The organism is uncultured Allobosea sp., assembly GCF_945957345.1.
In the GTDB taxonomy this organism is placed as follows: Bacteria; Pseudomonadota; Alphaproteobacteria; order Rhizobiales; family Beijerinckiaceae; genus Allobosea.
In genome coordinates this window covers 97,335-123,651 of record NZ_CAMFKW010000007.1, presented here as the reverse complement: position 1 = coordinate 123,651, position 26,317 = coordinate 97,335, and the positions used below count along the sequence as shown (strand labels likewise).

Genomic DNA, 26,317 nt, shown 5'->3' with positions numbered 1-26,317 from the left:
AACCGAAACCCTCCTTTTTGGGGAGAAGCCTATTTGCGGCTGGCGAGGACGACCCCGAGGATCGTGACGGCCATGCCGCCGATCTGAAGCGGGGTCAGCGTCTCCCCGAAGAGCAGCCAGGCCTCGACCGCGACGAGCGCCGGGACGAGATAGAGGAAAGTGACGATGCGCGAGACCTCGCCGCGCCGGAGCATGTAGAAATACAGCCCGATGCCGCCCAGCGAGAGCACGACGGCCGACCAGGTGAGCACCAGCCACATGGTCAGGTTCCACTCGATCCGCATCGGCTCGAAGGCGTAGGCGAAAGGCAGCACGACGAGGCAGGCTGCGACGTATTGGACCGCCGTCACCGTACGCAGATCGCCGGTGGAGAGATGCGTCTTCTGGAAAAACGAGCCGAAGGTCACCGAGAACATGCCGACCACGTTGATCAGGATCGGCCCGAGAACACCCCAAAGCGCGGCCGGCTGAACGCCTGCGAGCTGCGGCTCCAGCACCAGCGCGATGCCGATAAAGCCGCAGAGGATGCCGAGCCAGCGGATCGGGGAAATGCGTTCCCCCAGCAGCGCGGGCGCGAAAAGCGCCGTCAGCACCGGTTGCAGGCCGGCGATCAGCCCGGAAATGCCGGCGGGCAGGCCATGACGAACCGCCCACCAGACACCGCCGAGGTAGATGCCGTGCAGCAGGACGCCGGAGATGGCCGCGTTGCGCAAGGCGCGCCAGCCGCGCGGCCAGGGTGCGCCCGTCGCCAACGCCAGCAGCGAGACGATGAGCGCCGCGCTGGCGAAGCGCACGACCAGGAAGGTCAGCGCATCGGCATAGCGAGCCGAATAGCCCGCAACCACCCAGCCCGAGGACCAGAGGAAGGTGAAGATCAGCGGGATCGCGCGCAGGATGAGAGGCGAGGACATCGGAACCTGAAAGGCCGGGTTTCACCGTCTCTAACGCTGATCGGCAGAGCCAGACAGAGCGCCAACGCGCCCTGCCCATGCTCTCACCGGGGATGCGCGCATCTCAATCGCGATCGGGCGCACCCGGCGGGAACAGCTTACGGAACGGCCTCGCTTCCTCGACGGCGCGCGCGAAGGAGGGCCGCGCCAGCAAACGAGACCGGTAAGCGCGCAGGTTGCCGAAGGCCGCGTCGATCTTATGGACCCAGTCGGCATAGAACAGCGACGGCGCCGCCGCGCAATCGGCCAGAGTGAACGCATCGCCGCAGGCCCAATGCCGTCCGGCGAGGGTTCCGTCGAGCCAGCGATAGGCATCGTCGAGCTTCTCATGGGCGCGGGCCACGCTGAAGGGATCGCGATCGTCGGCTGGACGCAGATGGTCGAAGACGATCGCCTGCATCGGCGTCATCACGTAGTTGTCAAAGACGCGGTCCATGAGGCGCACATCCAGCGCCTGTTTCGCGTCGGCCGGCACCAGCCGGGCCGGCCCAGGATGAAACAGGTCAAGATGCTCGATGATGACGCTCGATTCGAAGACCGGCGTCTCGCCATCGACGAGCACCGGCATCTTCTTCATCGGCCAGAGCCTGACCCATTCGGCGCCGGCTTCGGGATCTTCCGGGCCAAGCTGGCGATAGGCGAAGGGCGTCGCGTTCTCGTAGAGCGCCACCAGCACTTTCTGACAATACGACGAGAATGGATGGGCGTAGAGCGTGAGCGACACGGGCTCCTCCTGCATCGGCTTGAGCTTACCCTGCATAGGACAACCGATTGCACTTTGCAATCGGTTATCTGGGCCCTGTCACCTTCCGCGGGCCGACCAGCGCGCCATGTCGCAATCGTTAACGAAATGCGACGCGGCGCCTTCCGCATCGTCAACCAATCCTCAACGCCGCTGGCGCAATGTCGCGCGCGATCGAACGCTTTGACGATGCCCAGCAATTCTTCCTCCCTCCCCGCCCGAGACACAGAGCTCCTGAACAGCGAGCACGAAGGCTTCGTCACCTTCGCGCGGAACGCGCTGGCCTCGGCGATCCTGAATTTCGCGGCCGTGGTCGCCGTGGCGGCCATGCTGTGGCGCCCGGATCGGGCGCTGCTGCTGGCCGTCTGGGTTGCGGCTACCGCCGCCTATTCGCTGTCGATGGGGCTCGATATCGCTGCCTGGCGCGGCCGCATCTATGAACGTTCGCCCTGGCCGATGCGGATCGTGCATCTGCGCGCGCCGCTGCTCGGATTGATCTGGGGGTCTCTGCCCTGGATTGCCGGCGCGACCCCGGAGCCCCGCGAGAACATCGCGATCGGCTTCGTCATCGCAGGCATGATCGCCAGCGGGATGACCCGCTTCGTGGTGGTGCCGCGCGCGGCGCTAATCTACGGCATCACGCTCAGCGCGACCTCGGTCCTGGCCTTCGCCCAGCACTCGCCCGACACCGCGGCCACCGTTGCGGTGCTGCTCGCCCTCTATCTGGTATTCATGAACCGGCATGTCGGCGCCTATGGCGCGACGCTGACCGAGGCGGTCCGGGGCCGCAATGCCGCGATCGAAAGCAGCCGGGAGCGGGTCCAGCTCCAGCACAGCGCGCTGGCGGAGCGCGATGAAGCGAGCCGGCGGCACCGCGAGCTTATGGAGGTCGTAGCCGCCTTCCGGCAGTCGATGGCCGGCTTCCAGGATGTCGTCCGGCGGGAAACCCGCGGCATCGCCGCCAGCGCGAATTCGCTTTCAGGCGCGGCAGAGACGACAGCGAACCAGGCCGGCGCGGCGCGCAGCGCCGCGGCGAGCGCCACCGGCGAGATCGACGCCATCGCCGCGAGCACCGGCCAGCTCAACGACGCGATCGCGTTGATCGGTGAGCGAACCTACCGCGCCGGAGCCGTGATCAGCGACACCGTCTCGATCAGCGCGACGGCGACGAGCGACATCGCCCAGCTCTCAGGCGTCATGCAGGGCATCACCGGTATCGTCGAGATGATCCAGGCCATCGCCGGGCGCACCAATCTCCTCGCCCTGAACGCGACGATCGAGGCGGCGCGTGCCGGCGAGGCCGGACGCGGCTTCTCCGTCGTCGCCGCCGAGGTGAAGGGCCTGGCGGCACAGACGGCCGAGGCGAGCAACGAGATCATCACCAAGATCGGCGCGATCGGCGCCTCAGCGACCAACGTGACACGCTCGATCGAGGCGATCCGCCGGGCCGTGCTCGACGTCCACGACGTCACGCACGCCATCGTCTCCGCAGTGGAGGAGCAGAGGGCATCGACTGCGGCGATGTCGAGCAACATCGCCTCCGCCGCCGATCACAGCCGCCAGGCGACCGAGCGCGTCGAAGAGGCCTACAACGCGGTGGGCGATACCAAGGCCGAGATCGGGAAGGCCCGGCAGGCCGCCGAGGTGATGGCCGAGGTCGCGGGCTCGCTCGCCACCTCGGTCGACGACTTCCTGCACCGCATGGAAGCGGCAAATGCCGGGGGGCGAGCCGCCTGAGCGGCTCGAGCCGCTTTCAACCCGCAAGCGCCTCAGCGACGTCTTCGTAAGTCCGCAGGCCCGTGCGCGGGGCATAGACCAGCACCGACATATTGCCCGGCGCATGCTCGTTCTTCCACATCTTGTGATGGGCGAGCGGAATCTTGTCCCAGGGGAAGACCTCGGACATGCAGGGGTCGATGCGGCGGTCGATGACGAACTGGTTGGCCGCGCTCGCCTGCTTAAGATGGGCGAAATGCGAGCCCTGGACGCGCTTCTGCCGCATCCAGACATAGCGGGCGTCGAAGGTGATGTTGAAGCCCGAGGTTCCCGCGCAGAACACAACCATGCCGCCGCGCTTGGCGACGAGGCAGGAGACCGGGAAAGTAGCCTCGCCCGGATGCTCGAAGACGATGTCGACATCCTTCTTGCCGGTGATGTCCCAGATCGCCTTGCCGAACTTGCGGGCCTCCTTGGTCCACTCGTTGTATTCGGGCGAATTGACCTTGGGCATCTGGCCCCAGCAGTTGAAATCCTTGCGGTTGATCACGCCCTTCGCGCCAAGGCCGAGGACATAGTCGCGCTTGGTCTCGTCCGAGATCACGCCGATGGCATTAGCGCCCGACGCCGCGCAGAGCTGGACGCCGAACACGCCGAGGCCGCCGGAAGCGCCCCAGACGAGAACGTTGTCGCCGGGCTTGATGGTGTGCGGGGCATGGCCGAAGAGCATGCGGTAGGCGGTGGCCAGCGTCAGCGTGTAGCAGGCGGCCTCCTCCCAGGCGAGGTGCTTCGGCTTGTGCATGAGCTGACGCGACTGGACGCGGCAGAACTGCGCGAAAGAGCCGTCCGGCGTCTCGTAGCCCCAGATGCGCTGGGTCGACGAGAACATCGGATCGCCGCCATTGCACTCCTCGTCATCGCCGTCATCCTGGTTGCAGTGGACGATGACCTCGTCGCCGACCTTCCAGCGCTTCACCTTGGAGCCGACGGCCCAGACGATGCCCGAAGCATCGGAGCCGGCGACATGGAAGGGTGCCTTGTGGACGTCGAAGGGCGAGATCGGCTGGCCGAGGCCGGCCCAGATGCCGTTGTAGTTGACGCCGCCGGCCATCACGAGGAGCAGGACCTCCTCCTCGCCGATCGACCAGGTCGGCACGACCTCGACCTGGAACGAATCCTGCGGCGCGCCATGGCGCTCGCGGCGGATCGCCCAGGCATACATCTTCTCGGGGACATGGCCGAGCGGCGGCAATTCGTCGAGCTCGTAGAGATCCTTGAGCGGCTTCACGGCGGCCTGCGACTTCGACATGGTCGTCTCCCTGCTCTCTTCCGTCGTTGCCCAGCCCGGAGCGTATCGGCGGTATGGGATGCCGATCATGCACCATATGCTGCGCTGCGCCATTACTCTAAGGAATCACATTGCAGCGCAAAACCCTTTCTTTCCGGCGCTTGCGCTTTCTTCATCGTTTGCGACGATGCTGGCATCCCACGCGGCGCACCGAGGAGAAGCGATGCCCGGTCTGCTGAAGATGGTCGGGCTGCCCGACATGCCTATGCTTTCAGTCGTGCTCGTCATCACGATGATCGTGCTCGGCGCCATGATGTTCGGCTGGCTCGCGGACCTGTTGCTCGGCGACGGCGGCTTCGGCGTGATGATCAACACCGGCATCCTGCTCGTCGGCGCCTTCACAGGCGCCTGGCTATGGCACCGCTACGGCATTCCGACGCGCTTTCCGGCCGAAGCCGTGCGCGCCGCCATCGCGACGGGCTCGGGACTGTTGTTACTGATCACCCTGGCCGTGATCCGGCCTTGAGCGTCAGCCGTCGAGCTTCGCGCCGAAGCTGTTCAAGTATTTCATCCCGGTATCGCACATCACCGTGATGATGGTCGCACCAGGACCGAGCCGCTTCGCGAGGCGCAAGGCGGCGGTGACGTTGCCGCCGGTCGAGGTTCCCGCGAACAGCCCCTCCTCCCGCGCGAGCCGCATGGCCATCGCCGTCGCCTCCGCCGTCGAGACGGGCTCGATCGCATCGACGAGATCGGGCCGCCAGAGCGGCACGACATAGCCGGCGCCGACACCGTCGATCTTGTGCGCGCCGGTCGGGCCACCCGACAGCACGGCGGACTCGGCCGGTTCGACCGCCATCAAGACAATCTTCGGATCATGCCTTAGCAGCGCCTCCCCGGTTCCGCGGAACGACGCGGCCGTACCGACGCTCTGGACGAAGGCGTCGATGCGGCCGCCGGTCTGCTCCCAGAGCTCGTCCGCGAGCCGGTCATAGGCCGCAAGCTGGTCGGTGTTGCGCATCTGGTCGGTCCAGAACGCGCCCGTCTCGGCCGCGATGACGCGGGCGGCCTCGATCATGTCCTTGGTCAGCTTCTCGGTCATGCGGCCCGATTCACTCGGGATGATCGTCAGCTCGGCACCGAGCAAGCGCATATGGGTGAGTTTTTCGCGAGCGAAGGCATCGGAGGTGACGATATGCAGGCGGTAGCCCTTCACCGCGCAGACCTGGGCGAGCGAAACGCCAGTGCTGCCGCCGGTATATTCGACGACGCTGCCGCCCGGCTTCAGCCGCCCATCACGCTCGGCCGCCTCGATCATCGCCAATGCCATCCGATCCTTCATGCTGCCGGTCGGATTTTCGCTCTCGATCTTGAGCAGAATGCGCGCGCCGTTCGCCGGGATGATCCGGCGCAGCGGCAGAAGCGTGGTACCGCCGATGCGGCTCAGGATGTCGATGGGCATGACAGGTCCCAGGAAGGCAACTCAGTGTATATGCAACCAATGTATCTACATGTAAACTCCGAGTCGCCATGACGGAGACGAACGGATTTCGGAAGGAGTTGCAGGAGCTGGCTGCCGGCTGTGCTGGCTTGAGCCTGCGCCAGGCCGCGCGCCGCGTGACGCTGCTTCATGACGAGGCGCTCAGGGAAAGCGGGCTCAGCCTCGCACAGCTCGGATTGATGGCGTTGATCGCGACGAGCGCGGACGACCGCATGGCGGCGCTGGCGGCCCGCGCCGGGCTCGATCCTTCCACACTGTCTCGCAATCTGAGAGGCCTGGAGCGCGACGGGCTGATCGAGATCGTGTCGGTGGAGAAGGATCTAAGGCGCCGGGCGGTCTGGCCGACGGAAAGCGGGCTCAGGCGCCTTCAAGCCGCATTGCCGGCGTGGCGCGCGACCCAGGCCCGGATAGCCGAGCTGTTCCCGGCCGACCTGTTGCAGCGGATCGCCACGGCAAGCGAAACGCTCACCCAACAGGAAGATTGAGCTTCAGGCCGCGCCGCTGCGGCTGGCGGCAAGCATGTAGTTCACGTCCATGTCGCGCGATGCACTCCAGCGGCCAGTGAGCGGGTTGAAGACCACGCCGGTCTGCGTTCCCAGCTTGAAGCCGTTGCCTTCGATGGTGCCGCCGAGCTCGGCCGGCGTCACGAACTTCTCCCAATCATGCGTGCCTTTCGGCAGCCAGCGCAGGACATATTCGGCCCCGACAATCGCCAGTGCATAGGATTTCAGCGTGCGGTTGAGCGTCGCCATCACCAGTAGGCCATCCGGCTTTACCGCCGCACAGCAGGCAGCGACAAAAGCATCGACATCGGCGACATGCTCGACGACTTCCATGGCGAGCACGATGTCGAAGCGCTTGCCGGATTCAACGACCGCCTCGATCGTCTCCTCGCGATAGTCGATCGAAAGCCCGCTCTTTTCGGCATGAGCGCGCGCAACCGCGATATTGGTCAGGGCGGGATCGAGCCCGGCAACCTCAGCGCCGAGCCGCGCGAGCGGCTCGGAGAGCACGCCGCCGCCGCAGCCGATATCGACAAGACTCAGGCCGTCCAGAGCGCGCATCCGCTTGGGATCGCGCCCGAAATGGGCGCAGGCCTCGTCGCGCACGAAGGCGAGCCGCACCGGATTGAACTTGTGCAAGACAGCCATCGGGCCCTTCGGGTCCCACCAGTCGCGGGCGATCGCATCAAAGCGGGCGACCTCGGCCGGGTCGATCGTCGAGCCTGTGCGCTGGGTCGCAGCCGCCATGAACCGGTCCTTCGCTTATGCGATGCCGCATTGACACCGCGCCTCTCGCCCGTCATCTACACCCGCCCCGCTGCAAGTGCGAGGGCGACGTTTCGACCCGGCCCCCAGCCGGGACAGCTATCGAAAAGACCGTCATGGCCCGTCTGGTGATGAAATTCGGCGGCACCTCTGTCGCCACTGTCGAGCGGATCAAGAACGCGGCGCGCCACGTCAAACGCGAGTTCGACGCCGGCCATCAGGTCGCGGTCGTCGTCTCCGCGATGTCGGGCAAGACCAACGAGCTCGTCGCCTGGTGCAAGGAAGCGGCGCCCTTCTTCGACCATGCCGAGTACGACACCGTCGTCGCCTCGGGCGAGCAGGTCACCTCCGGGCTGATGGCGATCGTCCTCCAGGAGATGGGCCTGCCGGCGCGTTCCTGGCAGGGCTGGCAGATCCCGCTCTACGGTTCCGACGCGCATGGCTCGGCCCGGATCGAGAGCGTCGACGGTGCCGGCATCCTCGCGGGCTTCGACCGCAATCGCGAAATCGCAGTCTGCTCCGGCTTCCAGGGCGTCAACCCGCGCACGCACCGCATCGTCACGCTCGGCCGCGGCGGCTCCGACACCAGCGCGGTAGCGCTCGCCGCCGGGCTCAAGGCCGATCGCTGCGACATCTACACCGATGTCGACGGCGTCTACACCACCGACCCGCGCATCGTCCCGAAGGCGAGGCGCATGGACAAGGTCTCGTTCGAGGAAATGCTCGAAATGGCCTCGCTCGGCTCCAAGGTGCTGCAGGTGCGCTCGGTCGAGATCGCCATGACGCAGCGCGTGCCGACCTATGTGCGCTCCTCCTTCGACGACCCCGAAAACCCCAATCCTGGCACCCTCATCTGCGACGAGGACGACATCGTGGAACAGCAGATCGTCACCGGCATCGCCTTCTCCCGGGACGAAGCCCAGATCACCCTCCGCCGCGTGGCCGACAAGCCCGGCGTCGCCGCGGCGATCTTCGGCCCGCTCGCCGATGCCAATATCAATGTCGACATGATCATCCAGGTCGTCTCGGACGACCAGGCGACCACCGACATCACCTTCACCGTGCCGACGGCCGATTACGAGCGCGCCAGGACGCTGCTCGAGAGCAAGCACGACGTGATCTCCTACCAGGAGATCCAGGGTGCGACCGACGTGGTGAAGATCTCCGCGATCGGCGTCGGCATGCGCTCGCATGCAGGCGTGGCGGCGCGCGCCTTCCGGGCGCTGGCCGAGAAGGGGATCAACATCCGGGCGATCACGACCTCCGAGATCAAGTTCTCGGTGCTGATCGACTCGGCCTATACCGAGCTCGCGGTGCGCACCCTGCACTCGCTCTACGGGCTGGATGCGGCCTGAGGCGACGATAAGCCTCGGCGTCGTCCTGAGATTCCGTATAGCGGTGCGCTCCCGGGTCACAACCTCCCCCAGAGAAGCGCCGGCAGCGCGGGGAACCCCTCTCCTGTAAGGAGAGTGGCAGGGGTGAGGTGTAGGCCGTTTGACCAGTTGGTACGAGCCTCACCGCGCAGCGACCACCTCACAGCAAACACGGTGAGCGGCCGACCCCTCACCCTGCCCTCTCCCTCCGGGAGAGGGTTCCCCGCGCTGTTCGCGCCTTTATCGGAAAACGGCAGCGGGGACGCCTCTGTTATTCCGCCGGATGCGTGACTGGCTCGTGCTTCGTGCCGCGGACATAGCCGCCGAGCTTCACCAGCCCTTCCGAGAGCCTGTCCATGTAGAGGAACAGGACGGGCGTGATGAACAGCGTCAGCACTTGCGAGATCATCAGGCCGCCGACCACCGCGATGCCGAGCGGCTGGCGCAGTTCCGCGCTGGCGCCCGCGCCGAGCGCGATCGGCAAGGTGCCCATCAGCGCCGCCAGCGTCGTCATCAGGATCGGCCGGAAACGCATCACGCAGGCCTTGTGTATCGCCTCCTGCGCCGATAGGCCCTCGCGCCTGAGCACCAGTGCCACGTCGATCATCATGATCGCGTTCTTCTTGACGATGCCGATCAGCATCAGCAGGCCGATGATCGCAATGACGGAGAGCTCGAGGTCGAACAACCTCAGCGCCCCCAGCGCGCCGACCGCCGCCGACGGCAGGCCGGTCAGGATCGTCAGCGGGTGGATGAAGCTCTCGTAGAGGATGCCGAGCACGATGTAGATGGTCAGGATCGCGCCGGCGATCAGCAGCCCCTGGTTTGCCAGCGAGTCCTGGAAGGTCTTGGCCGTGCCGGCGAGCGTGGTCGTGATCGACTTGGGCAGGTTGAGCTGGTCCTTGATCGCCTCGATGCGCAGGACGCTGTCGCCGAGCGCGACGCCGGCCGGCAAGTTGTAGGAGATCGTCACCGCCGGAAGCTGGCCGAGCTGGTTGACCGTGAGCTGTCCGGCCGTGCGCTCGATGCGGGCGATGGCGCCGAGAGGCACCAGAGTGCCGGACTTGGTGCGTACGCGGATGGCGTTCAGCCGCTCGGGAGTCCAGTGCTCGTTCGGATTGAACTCGACCACGACCTCGTAACTGTCGCCGGCCGTGTAGATCGTCGAGACCTGACGGACGCCGAAGCCGGAATAAAGCGTCGAGCGCAGGATGTCCGAGCCGATGCCGAGCGCATTGGCCTTGTCGCGATCGATGATGACGGTCGCCTGCAAGGCGTTGTTCTGGAGATCGGTGGTGACGTCGGCGAAGACAGTGCGGTCGCGGCTCATCGCGTCGGCCAGGCGCATGGCCCAATCGTTCATCAGTCCCTGGTCAAGCCCCTGCACGACGAGCTGGTACTGGCTCTTGGAGGAACGCGCGCCGATGTTCAAGTTCTGGACGGGAACCATATAGGCGTTGATGCCCGCCACCTGGCCGAGGTCACGGCGCAGTGAAGAGAGAACCTGCTGCAGCTTGGGGCGCTCGTCCAATCGCTTCAACTCGACGAAGAGGCGCCCGGAATTGAGCGCGCTGCCGCCGCTGCCATTGCCGCCGACCGACGAAGCGACATGCGCGACATAGGGCGACTTGCGGAAGATGTCGGCAACCTCGGATTGCAGCTTCAGCATCGCATCGAAGGAGATGTCCTGCCGCGCCTCGGTCGAGACCGAGAGCTGGCCGATATCCTCTTGCGGAAAGAAGCCCTTCGGCGCGCTCTGGAGCAGCCAGACGCTGCCACCCATGGTCAGGAAGAAGGCGAGAAGCACCAGCGGCTGAAAGCGCAGGCAGAGTTTCAGGCCTGCATCATAGCCGGCGAGCAGCTTGTCGAAGCCCTTTTCCAGCAGGCGCCCGAGCGCGTTCTCCTGATGATGCTCGGAATAGCCGGAGAGGAGACGCGAGCAGAGCATCGGTGTCAGCGTCAGCGAAACGAAGGCGGAGGCGAGGATCGAGACCGTCACCACCACCGCGAATTCGTTGAAGATGCGGCCGATGACGCCGCCCATCAGCAGCACGGGGATGAAGACCGCGACCAGCGAGAGCGAGATCGAGATGATGGTGAAGCCGATCTCGCCCGCCCCCTTGAGCGAGGCCTCGTAGGCGGAGAGGCCGTCCTCTTCCATGTGGCGGACGATGTTCTCGAGCATGACGATGGCATCGTCGACGACGAGGCCGACAGAGAGCGTGAGCCCCAGCAGCGAGATGTTGTCGATCGAGAAATTGAGCATGTACATCGCCGCCAGCGTGGCGATGATCGAGATCGGCACTGCGACCGCGGGGATGAAGGTCGCCGCGACCCGGCGCAGGAAGACGAAGATCACCATGATGACCAGCGCGATGGTCAGCATCAGCGTGAACTGCACGTCCTCCACGGCTTGGCGGATCGAGGTCGAGCGGTCGTTCAGCAGCGAGAGCGAAGCCGCGGCCGGCAACTGGGCTTCGAAGGCGGGAAGCATCGCCTTGACGCGATCGACGACCTCGACGGTGTTGGCGTCGGGCTGGCGTTGTACGGCGAGCACGATCGCGGGCGTGCCGTCATAGGTGCTGCGGGTCTGCGTATTTTCGACGGAGTCGATCACCTTGGCGACGTCGCCGAGCCGGACCGGCTTGCCCGAGCGCGTGGTGATGATGACATTGGTGAACTGCTCTGCATTGGCGAGCTGCGTCTGCGCCTGAATGGTGAGCTGCTGGGCCGTGTTCTGGAGCGTGCCGACCGGCGTATTGGCGTTGGTCGCGGTGATCGCCGCCTGCAACTCGTCGAGGCCAATGCCGCGCGCTGCGAGCGCCGTCGGGTCGATCTGGATGCGCACCGCGTATTTCTGGCTGCCCCAGATCAGCACCTGGGCAACACCGTCGACGGTGGAGAGTGCCGGCGAGATCACCTGCTGGGCGAAGGCATCGAGCTGCGAGAGCGGCACCACATCGCTCTTCAGCGCCAGCAGGATGATCGGCGCATCGGCCGGATTCACCTTGCGATAGCTCGGCGGGGTCGTCATCTCGATCGGCAATTGCCGCTGTGTGCGGGTGATCGCGGCCTGAACATCGGCAGCGGCGGCGTCGATATTGCGGTTCAGCACGAACTGAATCGCGATCGAGGTCGCCCCTTGCGAGTTGATGGTCGAGATCGAGTCGATGCCGGCGATGGTGCCGAACTGCTTGATCAGCGGCGTCGCGACCGAGGTCGCCATCGTGTCGGGCGAGGCGCCGGGCAATTGGGCGAAGACGTTGACGACGGGGAACTCGGCGCGCGGCAGCGCCGCGACCGGCAGGAAGCGCCAGGCGAACAGCCCCGCCAGGACCAGCGAGACCGACATCAGGATGGTCGCGACAGGGTGGCGGATACAGAAACCGGAGACGTTCATGAGCGTGCGCCTTCTGCAACCGGCGTCGCCTGTGGCGGCTTGTCGCCCGTGGCCGCCCGCTCGCGCACAGGCGTGCCCTGCTTCAGCCGCATCTGGCCGTCGATGACGACACGCTCGCCCGGGGCGATGCCCTCGGTCACCGCCGTGCGGTCACCGTCGTTGAGCGCGACCTTGATCTGCCGGAGATCCACGGTTGAATCCGGCTTCACGACGAAGGCGTAAGGCCCTTTCTGCCCCGTCTGCACGGCGACAGTCGGGATCACCGTGACCCCGGCCAGGGTATCGGGGATGATCTCGACATCGACATATTGCCCGGGCCAGAGGGTGAGATCGTCATTGGCGAAGGCGGCCTTGGCGGTGATCGTCCCGGACGTGATGTCCACGGTGGAATCGACGAAGTTGAGCTTGCCCTCGGCCGCCGGGCGGCCGGAATTCGGGACCCGCGCCGTCACCGGCACGGCCTTGGCCGCGGCGAGCGCCCCCTGCAAGGTCGGCAATTCGCTCTCGGGCAGAGCGAAGGAGACACGCAGCGGCTTCATCTGGGTGATGGTGACGAGGCTGGTGCCGCTGTTATTGCCGGTAGCATTGACGAGATTGCCGGGCGTGACCTGCACCGAACCGACGCGGCCATCGATCGGCGCGGTGATGCGGGTATAACCCAGCTTGAGCCGGTCCGCGTCCAGCGTCGCATGATCGCCCTGGATGTTGGCGGCGGAGCTCTTCTCGTCGGCGATCGCCTGGTCGACCTGCACCTGGGTGCCGGCATTGCGCGCCAAGAGCTGCTTGTAGCGCTCGAGATCGGCGAGGTTGCGGGTATGGGTCGCCTCGTCCCGAGCCAACATCGCCTCGTCCTTGGCGATCTGGGCCTTGATGTCGCGATCGTCGAGGGTGAAGAGCAGATCGCCGGCCTTGACGAACTGCCCGTCGACGACGTTCTGCGTCATGATCTGACTGTCGATGCGCGAGCGCACGAGGACGCTCGCCGGCGTCTCGACGAAGCCGATGGCGTGCTTGCGCACCGGGAAATCCGCCTGGATCGCAGCTGCCGAGATCACCGAAACCGCTCCGCCGTCGCCGCGGCCGGCACGCGCGGTTTGCGCCGCTTCCGGCGTACGCCCGCGCCAATGCCAGATCCCGCCCGCAACAAGGCCGGCGATGACGACGCCGGTCACCAATCCTGAACGCTTCATTGTCTGTCCACTTGCTCAGGCGGCATGGCCGGCGGAAGCCGGGGCCTTGTCTTCGGTTCGGGTTCGGGTCTGCTCGCGGATCGCGGAGAGCGTGTCGAGCGCGGACAGGATCGATGTCTCGTCGACATCGCCCAGCACTTCATGGGCGATGTCGCTCCGCACGGCATCGAGATCGTCGACGAGCGATCGGCCTTCCGGCGTGAGGTAGAGGCGATAGGCCCGGCGATCGGCCGGGTCTTCGCGGCGCTCAATCAGGTTCTGATTCTGCAGGCGGTCGAGCAGGCGCGCGAGCGAAATGGGCTGCAGGTCCATCTGCTCGGCGAGCGCGGCCTGATTGAGCCCCTCCTGCCGCCGCAAACGCGACATCACCCCCCACTGCGCCCGCGTCGTGCCATGCTGACGCGCCCGCTGCTCGACATAGGTCCGCAGCAGCCGTGAGGTCTCGACGAGCTGGAACACGAGTTCCCGCCGCAGGGGTCGCTTCATTATTGACAGGCCTCCCAACCGTAAGCCTGCTTATCATATGTCGGATTACGGCAATTTGACGAGGGGTTTGTGCAGCGCACACGCAAAGGTGAGATCGCTCAGGCGCGAGCTTCCTGCTCCATGCTGGTGCCGCGCAGGCCACCGGGCACGCAGAGCTTCGGATAGAGCCGCGACATCTCGCTGATGAGGAACTTCACGGGCACGTCGAAGAAGCTGCCATGCTCGGCGAGATAGCTCATGAAGCTGCGGCCCTGCCGGTCGAAGCTCTGGAGCACGGCGTCCTGCCGCCCGTCGAACGACAGCACTGCGACGCCGAGCTTCTCGCACAGGCTCGCATTGAAAGTGGGCGAGGCCTTGAGCCAGCCGCCATCCAGGTGCAGCTCGGTATAGCCGTGATAGGCGAAAACGTCCGTGCCGACCGCTTCCAGCAGGCGCGACGTCGCCAGGTGGTTGCGGACATCGGCGAGCCCCACCCGCGCGGGAATGCCGACGGCGCGGCACAAGGCCGCGAGCAATGCCGCCTTGCCCACGCAATAGCCGATTCCGGCCTCCAGCACCGCACTGGCGCGATAGGTCCGGGGATCGTGGAAATCGCGATAAGGATCGTAACGGATGCCGTCGCGAACGCGATCGTAGAGGATTCGCGCCTGTTCGGCGCGATCGACGACGCCCTTCGTCAGGAGCCCGGCTTCGGCGATCACGGCCGGATGGTCGCTGTCGACGAATTCCGCCGGGCTCAGGAAAAGCGTGCGCTGGCTGTCCTGCATCGCGGGCTCTCCATTCACCGGCCGACAAAAGCGGCGGGGCGCTTTTCGAGGAAGGCCGTCACGCCTTCGCGGAAATCGGCGGTGGCGGTCGTCGCGCGGAAGGCATCGCGCTCCGCATCGAGATGATCAGCGAGATCGGCATCCGGAGCCTCGGCCAGCAGTGTGCGGATGCGGCCATAGGCGCCGGTCGGCCCCGCCGCGAGCTTGCGGGCCAGCGCGACGGCCTCGTCGCGTGCCGAAGCGGCTGGCACGACCCGATTGACGAGGCCGAAGCCGAGCGCCTCGCCCGCGCCGAAGGTCTCGGCCAGCAGCGCGATCTCGCGCGCCTTGCGCTGGCCGACGAGGCGGGCGAGCCGATAGGTCCCGCCGAGATCGGGCGTCGCGCCGATCCGGGCATAGGCCATGGTGAAGCGGGCATCGTCCGCCGCAACGGCGAGGTCGCAGGCGAGCGCGAGGCTGAAGCCGCCGCCGGCGACGGCGCCTTGCATGCAGGCGACAGAGGGTTGCGGCAGGGCATCGAGCAGGCGGAGCGCTTCGTGTAGCGGCGCCATGATCGCCTCGATACCCGCTGCAATATCGCTGCTCGCCAGAAACCGGGAGACGTCGCCGCCGGCGCAGAAGGCTCGGCCATTGCCCTGCAAAAGGATGGCGCGGACATCATCGCGGGCCGCGATCGCTTTGACCTGCGCGAGAAAGCGTTCGGCCATGGGCGCATCGATGGCGTTCAGCACCGTCGGCCGGTTCAGAGTCAGGATCGCGACGCCCCCGTCATGGTTCAATTGAACGGAATCGGAAGCATCTGACATGGCGGTCTCCGCAGGCGAATGGGCCCCGCGAGGCTAGCACCGGGATTGCCGGCATCGCGAGGTGCATCTGCACGCATCGGGCATCGCGTTTGCGCGAGGACCACTGGCCTTGGCCGGGCGGCGGCTTCTAGACTGCGCGGGAAACCTGTCCCTTCCGAGACCTTCTCCCGCCATGAGCCAGCTCTTCAGCCCCTATCAGCTCGGCAGCCTTACGCTCGCCAACCGTATCGTCATCGCGCCGATGTGCCAGTATTCGGCGCAGGATGGCTGCGCCAGCGACTGGCACACCATCCATCTCGGCCATCTCGCGCTGTCGGGCGCCGGCCTCCTGATCATCGAGGCGACCGCCGTCGAGCCGGACGGGCGCATCAGCCCCTTCGATCTCGGCCTCTGGTCCGACGAGACGGAGGCCGCGCTCGGCAAGGCGCTCGATGCCGCCCGCCGCTGGTCCGACATGCCGATCGCGATCCAGCTCGCCCATGCCGGCCGCAAGGCTTCCCTCGCCCAGCCCTGGAAGGGCGGCGGCCAGCTCGGCCTCGACCAAGGCGGCTGGACGGTCGAAGCCCCCTCCCCGATCGGCTTCGAGAACTATCCCCGGCCACCGCGCGCACTCACCACAGACGATATCGGCCGATTGATCGAAGCCTTCGCGGATTCGGCCCGCCGGGCCGTGCGGCTCGGATTCGCCGCTATCGAGCTCCATGGCGCCCATGGCTATCTGATGCACCAGTTTCTCTCGCCCTTCTCGAACAAGCGCGAGGATGAGTATGGCGGCTCGCTGCAAAACCGGATGCGCTTTCCGCTCGCGGTGCTCGATGCGGTGCGAGCCGTGGTGCCGGCAGGCTATCCCGTCGGCTTCCGCATCTCCGGCACGGACTGGGTCGAGGGCGGCTGGGATATCGCGCAGAGCATCGCCTTCTCCGCGGCGGCGAAGGCGCGCAGCGCCGATTTCATCGACATGTCCGGTGGCGGGCTTTCCGCGACGCAGAAGGTGCCTCTCGGCCCGAGCTATCAGGTGCCATTGGCGCGCGCCGTGAAGCAGGCGACGGGTATCACGACCATGGCTGTCGGGCTGATCACCGAGGCCGAGCAGGCCGAGGCGATCATCGGCACTGGCGAAGCGGACCTCGTCGCGCTGGCACGCGGCATCCTCTACAACCCGCGCTGGCCCTGGCACGCGGCGGCGCAGCTCGGCGCCACCGTCAAGGCTCCGAACCAATATCTGCGCTCGCAGCCGCGGCAGTATTCCAAGCTGTTCGCCTGAGCGATCACCATCGTCATTCCGGACTGGCGCTGCTGACGCGGCTTGTCCGGAATGACGAAAACACTTCAATTGCGCCGCCCGCCTCCGCACCAGAGAGCCGCATGACCGCCTATTCCGACCTCTCCGCCCATTTCGGCCGCATCGCCGCCCTGTCGAACGCCATCGGCATCCTGCAATGGGACAACGACGTGATGATGCCGAAGGGCGCGGCCGAGACGCGGGCCGAGAGCATGGCCCTGCTCCAGGTCATGCGCCACGGGCTTTCAACCGATGCCCGCGTCGGTGACTGGCTCGGCGAAGCCGAGAACGACAGCAGCCTCGGCGCCTGGGAAAAGGCGAACCTGCGCGAGATCAGGCGTGTCTGGACCGTCGATACCGCCCTGCCCTCCGAACTGGTCGAAGCGTCGAGCAAGGCGATCTCCGCCTGCGAGATGCGCTGGCGGCAAGCGCGGGCCGATGCGGATTTCGCCGGGCTCCTGCCCTATCTCGCCGAGGTCCTGAACCTGCAACGCCAGATCGGCCGGGCCAAGGGCGAGAAGCTCGGGCTCTCGCCTTATGACGCGCTGCTCAACGACTACGAGCCGGGCGGCCGCTCCGCCAAGATCGACGCGCTGTTCGACGATCTCGCCGCCTTCCTGCCCGGTTTCACGCAGGAGGCCATGGCTGTACAGGCGCGCCGGCCGGCGCAGCCTGCGCTGGAAGGCCCCTTCGCCACCGAGACGCAGCGCGCGCTCGGCCTCAAGTTCATGGCGGCGCTCGGCTATGATTTCGAGCGCGGCCGGCTCGACATCTCGACCCACCCGTTCTGCGGCGGCGCCGACAACGATGTGCGCATCACCACCCGCTATGACGAGGCGGATTTCACCAAGGCTCTGATGGGCGTGCTGCACGAGACCGGCCACGCGCTCTACGAACAAGGCCGGCCGCAAAGCTATCTCAATCAGCCGGTCGGCGCCGCGCGCGGCATGAGCCTGCACGAGAGCCAGTCGCTGCTCATGGAGATGCAGGCCTGCCGTTCGCGCCAGTTCCTGACCTATGCCGCGCCGCTGATGCGCGAGAGCTTCGGCGGTACGGGACCGGCCTGGGAGAGCGAGGCGCTATGGCACCGCTATACCCGCGTCGAGCCAGGCTTCATCCGCGTCGATGCCGACGAGGTCACCTACCCGGCCCATGTCATCCTGCGCTACCGGCTGGAGAAGGCGCTTATCGCCGACGAGATGCCGCTCGCCGAATTGCCGGCGGCCTGGAATGCCGGAATGAAGTCCATGCTGGGCGTCACCGTGCCGAACGAGCGGCTCGGCTGCCTGCAAGACATCCACTGGCCGTCCGGCGGCTGGGGCTATTTCCCGACCTATACGCTGGGCGCGATGACCGCGGCCCAGATCTTCGATGCCGCCTGCAAAGCGGAACCCTCGATCCTGCCCGGCATCGGCAAGGGCGATTTCAGCCCGCTGGTCGGCTGGCTGCGCACCAATATCCACGGCAAGGGCTCGCTGCTCCAGACCGACGAACTGCTGACGGAGGCGACCGGCCGACCGCTCGACGCCTCGGTGTTCAAGGCCCACCTGCGCAGGCGCTATATCGACGAGGTTTGAGCCCCCTTCATTTTATTTAGTTGAAACAAAAGCTTAGCTCATAGCCGATCGCCGGTCGGCCATGCGGCTTTCGGGCTTGCATCGGGGCTCGCGAAGCAGGATGTCGGAGACGACCTCCTGCTTCGGTGACCGATCATGACCCAGACCAAGCCCGCCCCCCGCATCGCCATCACCTATTGCTCGATGTGCAACTGGATGCTGCGCTCGGCCTGGCTCGGGCAGGAGCTGCTCTCGACCTTCGGGCAGGATCTCGGCGAGGTCGCCCTGATCCCGCGCACCGGCGGGATATTCCAGATCCATTACGACGGCGAATTGATCTGGGACCGCAAGGTCGATGGCGGCTTCCCGGATTCCAAGGTGCTGAAGCAGCGCGTGCGCGACCGGCTCGACCCCGAGCGCAGCCTCGGCCATGTCGACGGCCACACAATGTCGGCTGAGGCCGAGAGCTGAGAGCGCCGGAACCACTCCGTCATTCCGGGACACGACGTTGTCCAGCTCTCGTCATGCTCGCCCTTGTGGCGAGCATCCACGTCTTGAACACCGCCCTCCACAAAGAAAGACGTGGATGGTCGGGACAAGCCCGACCATGACGGAATGTCCTGCTCATGGTTTCCGGGCTTGAGCCTACAGCCCGCCCCGCAATGACGTTCAGGCTGTCCTCGCATACTTCCGCGTCGCCGCGACCCAGGCCTTCAATCTACCCTCGGGATCGGCGTTCAAGGTGATGTCGGTCACCGCGGCGACGATGTCGGCGCCGGCCTCGAAGACGCCCGGTGCCCGCTCCAGCGAAATGCCGCCGATGCCGACCAGCGGCAGGTCCGCGATCCGGCGCTTCCATTCGCCGAGCCGTTCCAGCCCCTGCGGGCCGAAGCGCATCCGCTTCAGGATCGTCGGATAGACCGGGCCGAGCGCGACATAGTCCGGCTTCGCCGCCAGCGCGCGCTCAAGCTCGGGCTCGTCATGGCTGCTGATTCCGAGCTTCAGCCCGGCCTTGCGGATCGCGCCGAGATCGGCCTCGTCGAGATCCTCCTGGCCGAGGTGCAACCATTCGCAGCCCTCGGCGATGGCGAGCTTCCAATAGTCGTTGATCACGAGCACGCAGCCGGCCGCGGCGCAGAGCGCCTTCGCCCGCGCGATCTCGCGGGCGACCTCGGTCTCGGGGCGATCCTTGACGCGCAACTGTACCAGCTTGACGCCGAGCGGCAGCATCCGCTCCAGCCAGTCGGCGCTGTCGAAGATGGGATAGAACGGGTCGAGCTTCATGCGGAGTAAGTCTTTCAGGCGAGGAAGGCTTTGCCCATGACGGGCGTGGAGGGAGCGGCCATGTCACGCGCCTCGATCGGCTGCGCGGCGAAGGCCTGGCGGCCGGCGCGGATGGCGAGCGCGAACGCCTCGGCCATCGCGGCGGGATCGCCCGCCTTGGCGATGGCGGTGTTGAGCAGGATGCCGTCATAGCCCAGCTCCATCGCCTGCGCGGCATGGGAGGGCAGGCCGATGCCGGCATCGACGACGAGCGGCACATCCGGGAAATGCTGGCGCATGCTACGCAAACCATAGGGGTTGTTGAGCCCCCTGCCCGATCCGATCGGCGCGCCCCATGGCATCAAGACCTCGCAACCGGCATCAATCAACCGCCCGCCAACGACGAGGTCTTCGGTGGTATATGGAAAGACCTTGAAGCCGTCATTGGCGAGGATGCGCGCGGCCTCGACAAGCGCGATCACGTCCGGCTGGAGCGTATCGTCCTCGCCGATCACCTCGAGCTTGATCCAGTCGGTGCCGAAGACTTCGCGCGCCATCTGCGCGGTGGTCACTGCCTCCTTGACGGTGTGACAGCCGGCCGTGTTGGGGAGAACCTTGACGCCGAGCTCACGGATCAAGGCCCAGAAGGCCTGGCCGGCGCCTCCCGACGATTCCCGGCGCAGCGAAACCGTGACGACCTCCACCCCTGAGCGCTTCACCGCCTCGGCGAGGATCGCAGGCGACGGATATTGCGCCGTACCCAGGAAAAGCGGGTTCTGCGGCTCAAAGCCATAGAAGGATGCCATCTCAGCCTCCCTGCATCGGTGCGACGATTTCGACGCGGTCGCCCTCGCTCAGATGAGTCTCGGCGCGCTTGCGAGCCGGCACGAAATCGCCGTTTACGGCGGTCGCGACGATGCGGCCGCCAAAGCCCAGCTCGGCCAGCGCCTCGGCCAGCGTCTTCGCGGCAACCGTCTGGGGCGCGCCGTTAAGCAGCAAGATCATGCAGCATCTCCGGTGTTGCTTGCGGGTTCAGCACGGCCTCGGCCGCCATCCGCGCCATGGCGGGGCTGAGCAGGAAACCGTGGCGATAGAGCCCGTTAACATGGATCACCCGGCCGTGACGCGTGAGCCGCGGCAGGTTGTCGGGAAAGGCCGGGCGGGCATCGGTGCCGATCTCGACCACCTCCGCCTCGGCGAAGGCCGGATGCAGCGCATAGGCAGCACCGAGCAGCTCCAGCATGGCGCGGGCGGAGATGCGGCGGCGCTCGCTGCTCTCGATCATGGTCGCGCCGACCATGAACAACCCATCCGCGCGCGGCACGATATAGAGCGGGATGCGCGGATGCAGCAGCCGGACCGGCCGCGACAGGCTGATATCGTCGCTACGCAGCAGCAGCATCTCGCCCTTGACGCCGCGCAGATCGGGCAGGATATCGCGCGCTGCCAGCCCCCGGCAGTCGAGGACGATATCGGCATCGAGATCGGCGGGTTCCACGGCACTGCCGAAATGAATCGCAGCCCCGTTCGAGGCCAGCCGCTCGGCCAAAGCCGCGATCGCCTGGCGCGGATCGAGATGGCCTTCGCCCGCGAAGAACAGCCCGCGCGAGAAACGCCCGGCGAGATCGGGCTCCAGGCCGGAAATGGCCTCGCCGTCGATCTCCTCGAAATGGCTGGTGCGCTCGCCGAAGCGGCGCAACTCCGAGCGGTCCCGGCTGGGCGCGACGACGAGCGTACCGTTGCGGACGACACCACCGGCATGGCGCTCCCACCAATCGGCCGCCTGCTGCCCGAGCCGGATCACCGGCTCCTCGGCGCTCTCGCCCTCGCACCACGGCGCGAGCATGCCACCGGCATACCAGGAGCAGGCCTCGGCACCGATGCGTGGGCCGCGCTCGTGGATGGTCACGCAAGCGCCGCGCGCCAGCAATTCGGTCGCGCAGGCGAGGCCAACGACGCCGGCGCCGACCACTGCGACATTGAAGTCTGAATGAGGGCGTTCCGCCGTCATGATCTTCCCTGCTCCCGGGAAGGCAGCGGCCTGGGGCACGAGCACGATGTCTGCCGAAGACCGTTCCCTTCGCCGGCATTACCCGGATCAGGTACGATGGGTTGGCGCGAACCACGCCTCTCAGCCTCTCGGCACCCCAACGGACGGGATCAATCTAGTGACTGCCCGCGGCATGAGCAAGGCAAGCTGGCGCAAGGCTCCTGCGCAGCAGCCTTTGGCCTAGCCTCTGCACCTCTCCGCTTCTCACATGCTCCATTACCAATGGAGTGCTCTTTGATCGGCTTCGGCTTTGGACGCATACACAGCCAGAGCGAAGGAAGTTGCCGACAAGGCTTGTCAAACGGCTCTGCAATCAGGCATAGAGCCTCTCGCCGGAGACGTGGCCGAGAGGCTGAAGGCACTCGTTTGCTAAATGAGCATACCCCACAAGGGTATCGAGGGTTCGAATCCCTCCGTCTCCGCCACTCACCTCTCTTAAGCACTGAAAACGCTGCATTTTCTTGCAGTCCCTCTCCTCTATACACGTCTCTACATACGCGTTGAGATGGGCTGTAAATCCGCCTTCCGTGTGCCGAACAGGCTCGGATAGCTCCGTCTTCATCCCCATGATCGCCCCTGCCCTGCGAATCTTCTCACCAGCTGCGCGCCAATGTAATTGCATAAACGCAAGAAATATTGGCATTAATCCCGCTAATATATTGCTAATTTGCAAAGTACGTCGGCTTGTGATTCGTTGCGGCCATGTGGCCGTGGACGCGCAAGATTGATGGGGCTGACGACCGGAAGAGCTTGGACGCTCTCGCCGAGTTCTTGGCTGCGGCCAACGGCACTGCGTCCGGGATCGCGGTCTCGCCGCTGAAGGCACTGCAGTGCGCCCCGGTAGCGCGAGCCGTAGCGGTTCGGTCTGAGACGCTTGGCGTCCTGCCTCTGCATCTGTTTCAGCGGCTTGAGGATGGCGGGAAGGAACGCGCCGATCATCCGCTTGCAGACCTGCTGAGCCATCGCCCGAACGGCTGGACCAGTGCGCCGCAGTTCATCATGGAACTTGAACGGGACACGCTCATGAACGATGCCGGTGCGTTCGCCGTGGCCAGCCGCCACGCCAGCCGATAGGCCTCGTCGAGCTTCCGGCCCGAGGGCTGCGCTATATAGAGGTTGAGCGATTGGCCCTGGTCGATCCATTTCTGACGACGCGCGGCCGCCCGGATCAGCCACTCGGTCGAGATCTCGAAGGAGGTGGCGTAAAGCGCCTTGAGATCGGACGGGACGCGGTCGATCTGGCTGACCTTGCCGTCATAGTACTTCAGGTCGGAGACCATCACCTCGTCCCAGAGCCCCCTTACCTTCAGATCGTGGACGAGCCCGGCATTCACCACCGTGAAGTCGCCCGACATGTTCGCCTTGACGTAGAGCTGGCTGTAGGACGGCTCGATCGACTGCGAGACGCCGACGATGTTGGAGATCGTCGCGGTCGGCGCGATCGCCATCGTGTTCGAGTTGCGCATGCCGGTGGTCTTCACCCGCTCGCGCAGATCTGATCTGAGCCCTTAAAACTGGATCGCTTTTAGGTAGAGTTTTCCGTGTCGTTTCCCTTGGGCTGGGAGGAGCGGAAGGCGATGAAGGATTCGAAGTTCTCGGACGCGCAGAAGGCGTTTATTCTGAAGCAGAGCGCGGACGGCATTCCGGTGGCGGAGATCTGCCGGCGGGCCGGGATCAGCCAAGCGACCTATTTCGCTTCGCGGACCTTCGGTTCAACTGGAAGAAGAAGTACGACGGGCTGCTGCCGGCCGAGATGCGGCGGTTGAAGCAGCTCGAGGATGAGAATGCGAAGCTGCGCAAGCTCGTCGCCGACCTCGCGCTGGACCGTGAGATGCTGCAGGACGATCCGCCGAAAAATCTAAGGCCTGGTCGCAAGCGCGAGCTCGTCAGCCTGGTCTGTGGTGAGTGGCAGGTGTCGATCCGGCGGGCCTGTGCGGTCCTGGAGTTCGACACGTCGAGCTACCACTACAAATCGTGCCGGCCCGACCAGACCCCCTTGGCAGCCCGGATCAAGGCGATCTGCGAGACTAAGCGTTCGCTACGGCTATCGCCGTGTCGACGTGCTGCTGCGGCGCGAGGGCTGGCATGTCAATCAGAAGCGGATTCGAAGGATCTACAATGAGTTAGGCTTGCAGCTCAGGAACAAGACGCCCAAGCGACGGGTCAAGGCGAAGCTGCGCGAGGACCGCGCGCCGGCGACGCGGCCGAACGATGTCTGGGCGATGGATTTTGTCCATGACCAGCTCGCCACAGGCCGCAAGATCCGGGTGTTGACGGTGGTCGACACCTTCTCGCGCTTCTCGCCGGCCGTCGATCCCCGCTTCAGCTACCGGGCTGAGGATGTCGTCGCCACGCTGGAAAAGGTCTGCGCGAAAATGGGCTATCCGAGGACGATCCGGGTCGATCAGGGCTCCGAGTTCATCAGCCGCGACCTCGACCTGTGGGCCTATGCCAAGGGCGTCACGCTCGACTTCTCGCGCCCGGGGAAACCGACCGACAACGCTTTCATCGAGGCGTTCAACGGCCGCTTTCGCAGCGAGTGCCTGAACACGCATTGGTTCCTGACACCTGCGGATGCGGCCGAAAAGATGGAGGCTTGGGTCAAATACTACAACGAGGATCGGCCGCACGGGGCCATCGGCAACAAGCCACCGATCCTGCTGCAGAATCCCGGCGGAACACCCAGCCCTCCGCCGTGATCGTAGGCCGGAAACTCCAGCTTCCGGCGCTCCAGCAAATGGTCTCGGATCAGAAGGCCGGAAACTCCAGCTTCCGGCGATCCAGCAAATGGTCTCGGATCACAACCCTACTCTCCCCGCAATTCCCGACGGAGTTCTGCTGCGGAAAGACGCCCCAGATCGAGCGCTGGCAGAAGGTCGTTCTCGGCACGGAAATTCCGTGCGCAGATCGCGTTGAACAGCGCGATGCCGGCCTCATGCAAGGGCAACTTCAAGCCGACCACCCGCCCTAGTGCTTCCAAAGGGACCAGCCCAAATGGCACATCCTCGGTGATGAAACGGGTATCCAGCGTCTTCGGGCCGAGAAGCTCTGGCCGGTTCTTGTAGACCGCTGCGGCCATCTCACCCACCGGGCCAGGCGATACGCCAAACGAATGAACATAGTGGTCCTGTACGCTGCGGACCGAAAGGCCGAAGGCCTTGGCCAGCGCCAGGCGCTCGACATCCATGGCATCGACGATGCGCCCGACCCCCTGCGTGATCGAGCCATAGTTCGGCCAGTCTTCGCCGCGCTCCGCCCTGGTCAGGTTGCCGAGCATATTGGCGACATGGGCCGGCGGATTGAGATTGCTGAGCAGGATCGCCAGCACGTCTTCGCGTGGCTCGAAGCGATCTCCGAAGAGCGTGCGGCAGGTTTCGAGCCCCGCTTGCGCGTGACGGACAGGCAAGGTGGCGACATCGAGCCTGGCCCGGATGCCGGAGATATGGACGCTGCGAGGACCGCTCCTGCGCGCGGTCAGGGCGGTCGTGGCCCAGGCTGCGATCGGAATGTCGATCCCGCGCATCTTGAGCAGGCGGTGAAGATAAAGCGCCGCGAACGAGCAATGGGCGCTGAATATGACGGTTTGCCCGGCCGCGAGATGAGGGGCTATCGCATCGATCACTGCCTTGAAGCCGTTGGCCTGAACCGTGACGATGATCGCCTCGGCACCGGCTACCACTTCGGCGCAATCGCGGGCGATGTGAACCGGTACGGTGGATTCGAGCTTGCCCGTGGCGGTCAACGTCGCATCGTCCGCGAAATCCGCGAGCGCCGCGCCGCTCGGGGACCAGATGACAGGCTCGTGCCCATGGGCGGTCAGGTAGGCGGCATAGCCGCGCCCGATCCCACCGAAGCCGACGATGGCGACGCGCATGGGTTCGATCCCCTTTGATGGTGTCAGGCGATTTCCAGACCGCCGAGAACGTGCTTGTGAACCACAGCTTCCAGGCCGGATGCGTCGCGTTCACGCAGGCGTTCGACGATCTCGTAGTGCTCTCGCACGGTGTTCGCGAGCAACGCTGCGGTGTTCTTTTCGCGGGTCAGCGTGACGGGAACACGGCTGCGCAGGTCGAAGATCATCGAGACGAGGTCGCCATTCGGGCAAAACGCGAGCATGGCGGCGTGGAAGGCATAGTTCGCCTCCTCCTGCGCGATCACGGTTCCTGCGCTGACGGCTTCTGCGAAATCGTCGGCCCGCTGCCGCAATCGCTCGAGCCCCGCCGCGTCGATATGTTTCAGGACCTCGGCGGCGGCCGCGACTTCCAGGATCGCGCGGATCGTCACGACATTGCGGAAGCGCGCCTTGTCGAAAGTCTCGACACGATAGCCACGATTGGCCTCCAGCTTGACGAAGCCCTTCTCCTCCAGCCGGTCCAGCGCCTGGCGAATGTCGAGCCGCGAGGCGCTGTATTGTGCCTCGAGATCGACCTGCTTCAGCCAGGAGCCAGCGCTGAGACGGCCCGTGCTGATGTCCTTCTCGATCAGCTTGGCGAGTTCGCGGGCGCGGGACGCGCTGCCGCCCGCCGTCCGTGCGCTGCGCGTGCCGGCTCCAGCTCCGCCGCTCTGCCCAATATCCAACGTCATCAGCGCCATGTTCCGCAGGCGAATCCCTGCATGCTCGCAACCATCTTCGCCTGCTTTGCCGCAGAACCGCAATTCATCAGCGCTGCTCTCCGGCG

The 26,317-nt window shown here is 65.7% G+C and carries 24 protein-coding genes, 1 tRNA gene, 2 pseudogenes and 1 riboswitch; of the genes and pseudogenes, 10 read left to right on the top strand and 17 right to left on the bottom strand.

Going from position 1 to position 26,317, the window contains the following annotated elements; all coding sequences use genetic code 11:
* Positions 1 to 29: 29 nt before the first annotated feature.
* Positions 30 to 911: a DMT family transporter gene (locus tag Q0Q36_RS05635; protein ID WP_293796251.1), complete on the bottom strand. Its 882-nt coding sequence runs from the start codon at positions 909 to 911 to the stop codon at positions 30 to 32.
* A 103-nt stretch (positions 912 to 1,014) separates the two neighbouring features.
* A complete protein-coding gene (locus Q0Q36_RS05630; protein ID WP_293796249.1) occupies positions 1,015 to 1,674 on the bottom strand; it encodes a glutathione S-transferase family protein in 660 nt (219 codons plus the stop codon).
* Between the two features lie 207 nt (positions 1,675 to 1,881).
* Between Q0Q36_RS05630 and Q0Q36_RS05625 the strand changes: the two genes are divergently transcribed.
* Positions 1,882 to 3,429, top strand: a complete 1,548-nt coding sequence (locus tag Q0Q36_RS05625; protein WP_293796248.1) for a methyl-accepting chemotaxis protein — start codon at positions 1,882 to 1,884, stop codon at positions 3,427 to 3,429.
* Positions 3,430 to 3,445: 16 nt separating this feature from the next.
* Here the strand turns inward: Q0Q36_RS05625 and ccrA are convergent, their stop codons facing one another.
* Positions 3,446 to 4,717: a crotonyl-CoA carboxylase/reductase gene (gene ccrA, locus Q0Q36_RS05620; protein WP_293796246.1), complete on the bottom strand. Its 1,272-nt coding sequence runs from the start codon at positions 4,715 to 4,717 to the stop codon at positions 3,446 to 3,448.
* Here ccrA and Q0Q36_RS05615 point away from each other — a divergent pair.
* Positions 4,716 to 5,222, top strand: coding sequence for a hypothetical protein (locus Q0Q36_RS05615; RefSeq protein WP_293796245.1), 507 nt, complete (start codon positions 4,716 to 4,718; stop codon positions 5,220 to 5,222). The genes ccrA and Q0Q36_RS05615 overlap by 2 nt on opposite strands.
* Before the next feature lie 3 nt (positions 5,223 to 5,225).
* On the opposite strand, the gene Q0Q36_RS05610 is transcribed toward Q0Q36_RS05615, so the two are convergent.
* Positions 5,226 to 6,158 carry a PLP-dependent cysteine synthase family protein gene (locus Q0Q36_RS05610; protein ID WP_293796244.1) on the bottom strand — a complete coding sequence of 311 codons (933 nt, stop codon included), beginning with the start codon at positions 6,156 to 6,158 and terminating at the stop codon, positions 5,226 to 5,228.
* A 68-nt stretch (positions 6,159 to 6,226) separates the two neighbouring features.
* Here Q0Q36_RS05610 and Q0Q36_RS05605 point away from each other — a divergent pair, with 68 nt between their 5' ends.
* On the top strand, positions 6,227 to 6,682 hold the full coding sequence (locus Q0Q36_RS05605; protein WP_293796243.1) for a MarR family winged helix-turn-helix transcriptional regulator: 456 nt from the start codon (positions 6,227 to 6,229) through the stop codon (positions 6,680 to 6,682).
* Positions 6,683 to 6,685: 3 nt separating this feature from the next.
* On the opposite strand, the gene ubiG is transcribed toward Q0Q36_RS05605, so the two are convergent.
* The gene (gene ubiG / locus Q0Q36_RS05600) at positions 6,686 to 7,447 is read right to left on the bottom strand and encodes a bifunctional 2-polyprenyl-6-hydroxyphenol methylase/3-demethylubiquinol 3-O-methyltransferase UbiG (protein ID WP_293796241.1); all 762 of its coding nucleotides are present in this window, start codon (positions 7,445 to 7,447) and stop codon (positions 6,686 to 6,688) included.
* A gap of 134 nt (positions 7,448 to 7,581) precedes the next feature.
* Here ubiG and Q0Q36_RS05595 point away from each other — a divergent pair, with 134 nt between their 5' ends.
* A complete protein-coding gene (locus Q0Q36_RS05595) occupies positions 7,582 to 8,820 on the top strand; it encodes an aspartate kinase (RefSeq protein WP_293796239.1) in 1,239 nt (412 codons plus the stop codon).
* Between the two features lie 289 nt (positions 8,821 to 9,109).
* Here the strand turns inward: Q0Q36_RS05595 and Q0Q36_RS05590 are convergent, their stop codons facing one another.
* The 5 genes from Q0Q36_RS05590 to Q0Q36_RS05570 form a co-directional block, all read right to left on the bottom strand.
* On the bottom strand, positions 9,110 to 12,238 hold the full coding sequence (locus Q0Q36_RS05590; RefSeq protein ID WP_293796236.1) for an efflux RND transporter permease subunit: 3,129 nt from the start codon (positions 12,236 to 12,238) through the stop codon (positions 9,110 to 9,112).
* Positions 12,235 to 13,428, bottom strand: a complete 1,194-nt coding sequence (locus Q0Q36_RS05585; protein WP_293796234.1) for an efflux RND transporter periplasmic adaptor subunit — start codon at positions 13,426 to 13,428, stop codon at positions 12,235 to 12,237. Before Q0Q36_RS05585 ends, Q0Q36_RS05590 begins: the two co-directional genes overlap by 4 nt.
* Before the next feature lie 15 nt (positions 13,429 to 13,443).
* Complete coding sequence (locus Q0Q36_RS05580) at positions 13,444 to 13,914, bottom strand: MarR family winged helix-turn-helix transcriptional regulator (RefSeq protein ID WP_293796232.1); 471 nt, start codon at positions 13,912 to 13,914, stop codon at positions 13,444 to 13,446.
* 98 nt (positions 13,915 to 14,012) lie between these two features.
* Positions 14,013 to 14,681 carry a transglutaminase family protein gene (locus Q0Q36_RS05575; protein WP_293796231.1) on the bottom strand — a complete coding sequence of 223 codons (669 nt, stop codon included), beginning with the start codon at positions 14,679 to 14,681 and terminating at the stop codon, positions 14,013 to 14,015.
* Positions 14,682 to 14,695: 14 nt separating this feature from the next.
* Positions 14,696 to 15,487 carry an enoyl-CoA hydratase-related protein gene (locus Q0Q36_RS05570; RefSeq protein WP_293796229.1) on the bottom strand — a complete coding sequence of 264 codons (792 nt, stop codon included), beginning with the start codon at positions 15,485 to 15,487 and terminating at the stop codon, positions 14,696 to 14,698.
* A gap of 172 nt (positions 15,488 to 15,659) precedes the next feature.
* Here Q0Q36_RS05570 and Q0Q36_RS05565 point away from each other — a divergent pair, with 172 nt between their 5' ends.
* The 3 genes from Q0Q36_RS05565 to Q0Q36_RS05555 all read left to right on the top strand — a co-directional run bounded on the left by Q0Q36_RS05565 (position 15,660) and on the right by Q0Q36_RS05555 (position 18,796).
* A complete protein-coding gene (locus tag Q0Q36_RS05565) occupies positions 15,660 to 16,751 on the top strand; it encodes an NADH:flavin oxidoreductase/NADH oxidase (protein WP_293796228.1) in 1,092 nt (363 codons plus the stop codon).
* Positions 16,752 to 16,852: 101 nt separating this feature from the next.
* Complete coding sequence (locus Q0Q36_RS05560; protein ID WP_293796226.1) at positions 16,853 to 18,346, top strand: carboxypeptidase M32; 1,494 nt, start codon at positions 16,853 to 16,855, stop codon at positions 18,344 to 18,346.
* A gap of 135 nt (positions 18,347 to 18,481) precedes the next feature.
* A complete protein-coding gene (locus Q0Q36_RS05555) occupies positions 18,482 to 18,796 on the top strand; it encodes a SelT/SelW/SelH family protein (protein ID WP_293796225.1) in 315 nt (104 codons plus the stop codon).
* Between the two features lie 198 nt (positions 18,797 to 18,994).
* Here Q0Q36_RS05555 and Q0Q36_RS05550 read toward each other — a convergent pair whose 3' ends face one another.
* Genes Q0Q36_RS05550 through thiO form a run of 4 tightly spaced genes read right to left on the bottom strand, consistent with a single transcriptional unit; the run spans position 18,995 to position 21,599 of the window.
* Positions 18,995 to 19,609 carry a thiamine phosphate synthase gene (locus Q0Q36_RS05550; RefSeq protein WP_293796223.1) on the bottom strand — a complete coding sequence of 205 codons (615 nt, stop codon included), beginning with the start codon at positions 19,607 to 19,609 and terminating at the stop codon, positions 18,995 to 18,997.
* A 14-nt stretch (positions 19,610 to 19,623) separates the two neighbouring features.
* The gene (locus tag Q0Q36_RS05545) at positions 19,624 to 20,394 is read right to left on the bottom strand and encodes a thiazole synthase (protein ID WP_293796221.1); all 771 of its coding nucleotides are present in this window, start codon (positions 20,392 to 20,394) and stop codon (positions 19,624 to 19,626) included.
* 1 nt (position 20,395) lies between these two features.
* The gene (gene thiS / locus Q0Q36_RS05540; RefSeq protein WP_293796218.1) at positions 20,396 to 20,593 is read right to left on the bottom strand and encodes a sulfur carrier protein ThiS; all 198 of its coding nucleotides are present in this window, start codon (positions 20,591 to 20,593) and stop codon (positions 20,396 to 20,398) included.
* Complete coding sequence (gene thiO / locus Q0Q36_RS05535) at positions 20,577 to 21,599, bottom strand: glycine oxidase ThiO (RefSeq protein WP_293796216.1); 1,023 nt, start codon at positions 21,597 to 21,599, stop codon at positions 20,577 to 20,579. Before thiO ends, thiS begins: the two co-directional genes overlap by 17 nt.
* Positions 21,600 to 21,646: 47 nt before the next feature.
* A riboswitch (TPP riboswitch) is annotated at positions 21,647 to 21,748 on the bottom strand.
* Between the two features lie 224 nt (positions 21,749 to 21,972).
* On the opposite strand from thiO, the gene Q0Q36_RS05530 reads away from it, so the two are divergent.
* Positions 21,973 to 22,063, top strand: a tRNA-Ser gene (locus Q0Q36_RS05530).
* Between the two features lie 277 nt (positions 22,064 to 22,340).
* Positions 22,341 to 22,712 carry a phage portal protein gene (locus Q0Q36_RS25085; protein WP_367187158.1) on the top strand — a complete coding sequence of 124 codons (372 nt, stop codon included), beginning with the start codon at positions 22,341 to 22,343 and terminating at the stop codon, positions 22,710 to 22,712.
* On the opposite strand, the pseudogene Q0Q36_RS05525 reads toward Q0Q36_RS25085, so the two are convergent.
* Positions 22,694 to 23,131, bottom strand: a pseudogene (locus Q0Q36_RS05525) (ribonucleoside-diphosphate reductase subunit alpha); the annotation flags it as partial. The gene Q0Q36_RS25085 and the pseudogene Q0Q36_RS05525 overlap by 19 nt on opposite strands.
* 84 nt (positions 23,132 to 23,215) lie before the next feature.
* Here Q0Q36_RS05525 and Q0Q36_RS05520 point away from each other — a divergent pair.
* Positions 23,216 to 24,337: pseudogene (locus Q0Q36_RS05520) on the top strand (IS3 family transposase).
* A gap of 107 nt (positions 24,338 to 24,444) precedes the next feature.
* On the opposite strand, the gene Q0Q36_RS05515 reads toward Q0Q36_RS05520, so the two are convergent.
* Positions 24,445 to 25,512, bottom strand: a complete 1,068-nt coding sequence (locus Q0Q36_RS05515) for an NAD/NADP octopine/nopaline dehydrogenase family protein (protein WP_293796214.1) — start codon at positions 25,510 to 25,512, stop codon at positions 24,445 to 24,447.
* A 23-nt stretch (positions 25,513 to 25,535) separates the two neighbouring features.
* Positions 25,536 to 26,222 (bottom strand): GntR family transcriptional regulator, encoded by a 687-nt coding sequence (locus Q0Q36_RS05510; protein WP_293796212.1) that lies wholly within the window; start codon positions 26,220 to 26,222, stop codon positions 25,536 to 25,538.
* Positions 26,223 to 26,317: the final 95 nt, after the last annotated feature.

Excerpts from the sequence above, each read along its gene's own strand:
- Q0Q36_RS05635 (WP_293796251.1), bottom strand. The coding sequence starts at position 911 with ATGTCCTCGCCTCTCATCCTGCGCGCGATCCCGCTGATCTTCACCTTC.
- Q0Q36_RS05625 (WP_293796248.1), top strand. The coding sequence starts at position 1,882 with ATGCCCAGCAATTCTTCCTCCCTCCCCGCCCGAGACACAGAGCTCCTG.
- Q0Q36_RS05615 (WP_293796245.1), top strand. The coding sequence starts at position 4,716 with ATGGTCGTCTCCCTGCTCTCTTCCGTCGTTGCCCAGCCCGGAGCGTAT.
- ccrA (WP_293796246.1), bottom strand. The coding sequence starts at position 4,717 with ATGTCGAAGTCGCAGGCCGCCGTGAAGCCGCTCAAGGATCTCTACGAG.
- Q0Q36_RS05610 (WP_293796244.1), bottom strand. The coding sequence starts at position 6,158 with ATGCCCATCGACATCCTGAGCCGCATCGGCGGTACCACGCTTCTGCCG.
- Q0Q36_RS05605 (WP_293796243.1), top strand. The coding sequence starts at position 6,227 with ATGACGGAGACGAACGGATTTCGGAAGGAGTTGCAGGAGCTGGCTGCC.
- ubiG (WP_293796241.1), bottom strand. The coding sequence starts at position 7,447 with ATGGCGGCTGCGACCCAGCGCACAGGCTCGACGATCGACCCGGCCGAG.
- Q0Q36_RS05595 (WP_293796239.1), top strand. The coding sequence starts at position 7,582 with ATGGCCCGTCTGGTGATGAAATTCGGCGGCACCTCTGTCGCCACTGTC.
- Q0Q36_RS05590 (WP_293796236.1), bottom strand. The coding sequence starts at position 12,238 with ATGAACGTCTCCGGTTTCTGTATCCGCCACCCTGTCGCGACCATCCTG.
- Q0Q36_RS05585 (WP_293796234.1), bottom strand. The coding sequence starts at position 13,428 with ATGAAGCGTTCAGGATTGGTGACCGGCGTCGTCATCGCCGGCCTTGTT.
- Q0Q36_RS05580 (WP_293796232.1), bottom strand. The coding sequence starts at position 13,914 with ATGAAGCGACCCCTGCGGCGGGAACTCGTGTTCCAGCTCGTCGAGACC.
- Q0Q36_RS05575 (WP_293796231.1), bottom strand. The coding sequence starts at position 14,681 with ATGCAGGACAGCCAGCGCACGCTTTTCCTGAGCCCGGCGGAATTCGTC.
- Q0Q36_RS05570 (WP_293796229.1), bottom strand. The coding sequence starts at position 15,487 with ATGTCAGATGCTTCCGATTCCGTTCAATTGAACCATGACGGGGGCGTC.
- Q0Q36_RS05565 (WP_293796228.1), top strand. The coding sequence starts at position 15,660 with ATGAGCCAGCTCTTCAGCCCCTATCAGCTCGGCAGCCTTACGCTCGCC.
- Q0Q36_RS05560 (WP_293796226.1), top strand. The coding sequence starts at position 16,853 with ATGACCGCCTATTCCGACCTCTCCGCCCATTTCGGCCGCATCGCCGCC.
- Q0Q36_RS05555 (WP_293796225.1), top strand. The coding sequence starts at position 18,482 with ATGACCCAGACCAAGCCCGCCCCCCGCATCGCCATCACCTATTGCTCG.
- Q0Q36_RS05550 (WP_293796223.1), bottom strand. The coding sequence starts at position 19,609 with ATGAAGCTCGACCCGTTCTATCCCATCTTCGACAGCGCCGACTGGCTG.
- Q0Q36_RS05545 (WP_293796221.1), bottom strand. The coding sequence starts at position 20,394 with ATGGCATCCTTCTATGGCTTTGAGCCGCAGAACCCGCTTTTCCTGGGT.
- thiS (WP_293796218.1), bottom strand. The coding sequence starts at position 20,593 with ATGATCTTGCTGCTTAACGGCGCGCCCCAGACGGTTGCCGCGAAGACG.
- thiO (WP_293796216.1), bottom strand. The coding sequence starts at position 21,599 with ATGACGGCGGAACGCCCTCATTCAGACTTCAATGTCGCAGTGGTCGGC.
- Q0Q36_RS25085 (WP_367187158.1), top strand. The coding sequence starts at position 22,341 with ATGTGGCCGTGGACGCGCAAGATTGATGGGGCTGACGACCGGAAGAGC.
- Q0Q36_RS05515 (WP_293796214.1), bottom strand. The coding sequence starts at position 25,512 with ATGCGCGTCGCCATCGTCGGCTTCGGTGGGATCGGGCGCGGCTATGCC.
- Q0Q36_RS05510 (WP_293796212.1), bottom strand. The coding sequence starts at position 26,222 with ATGACGTTGGATATTGGGCAGAGCGGCGGAGCTGGAGCCGGCACGCGC.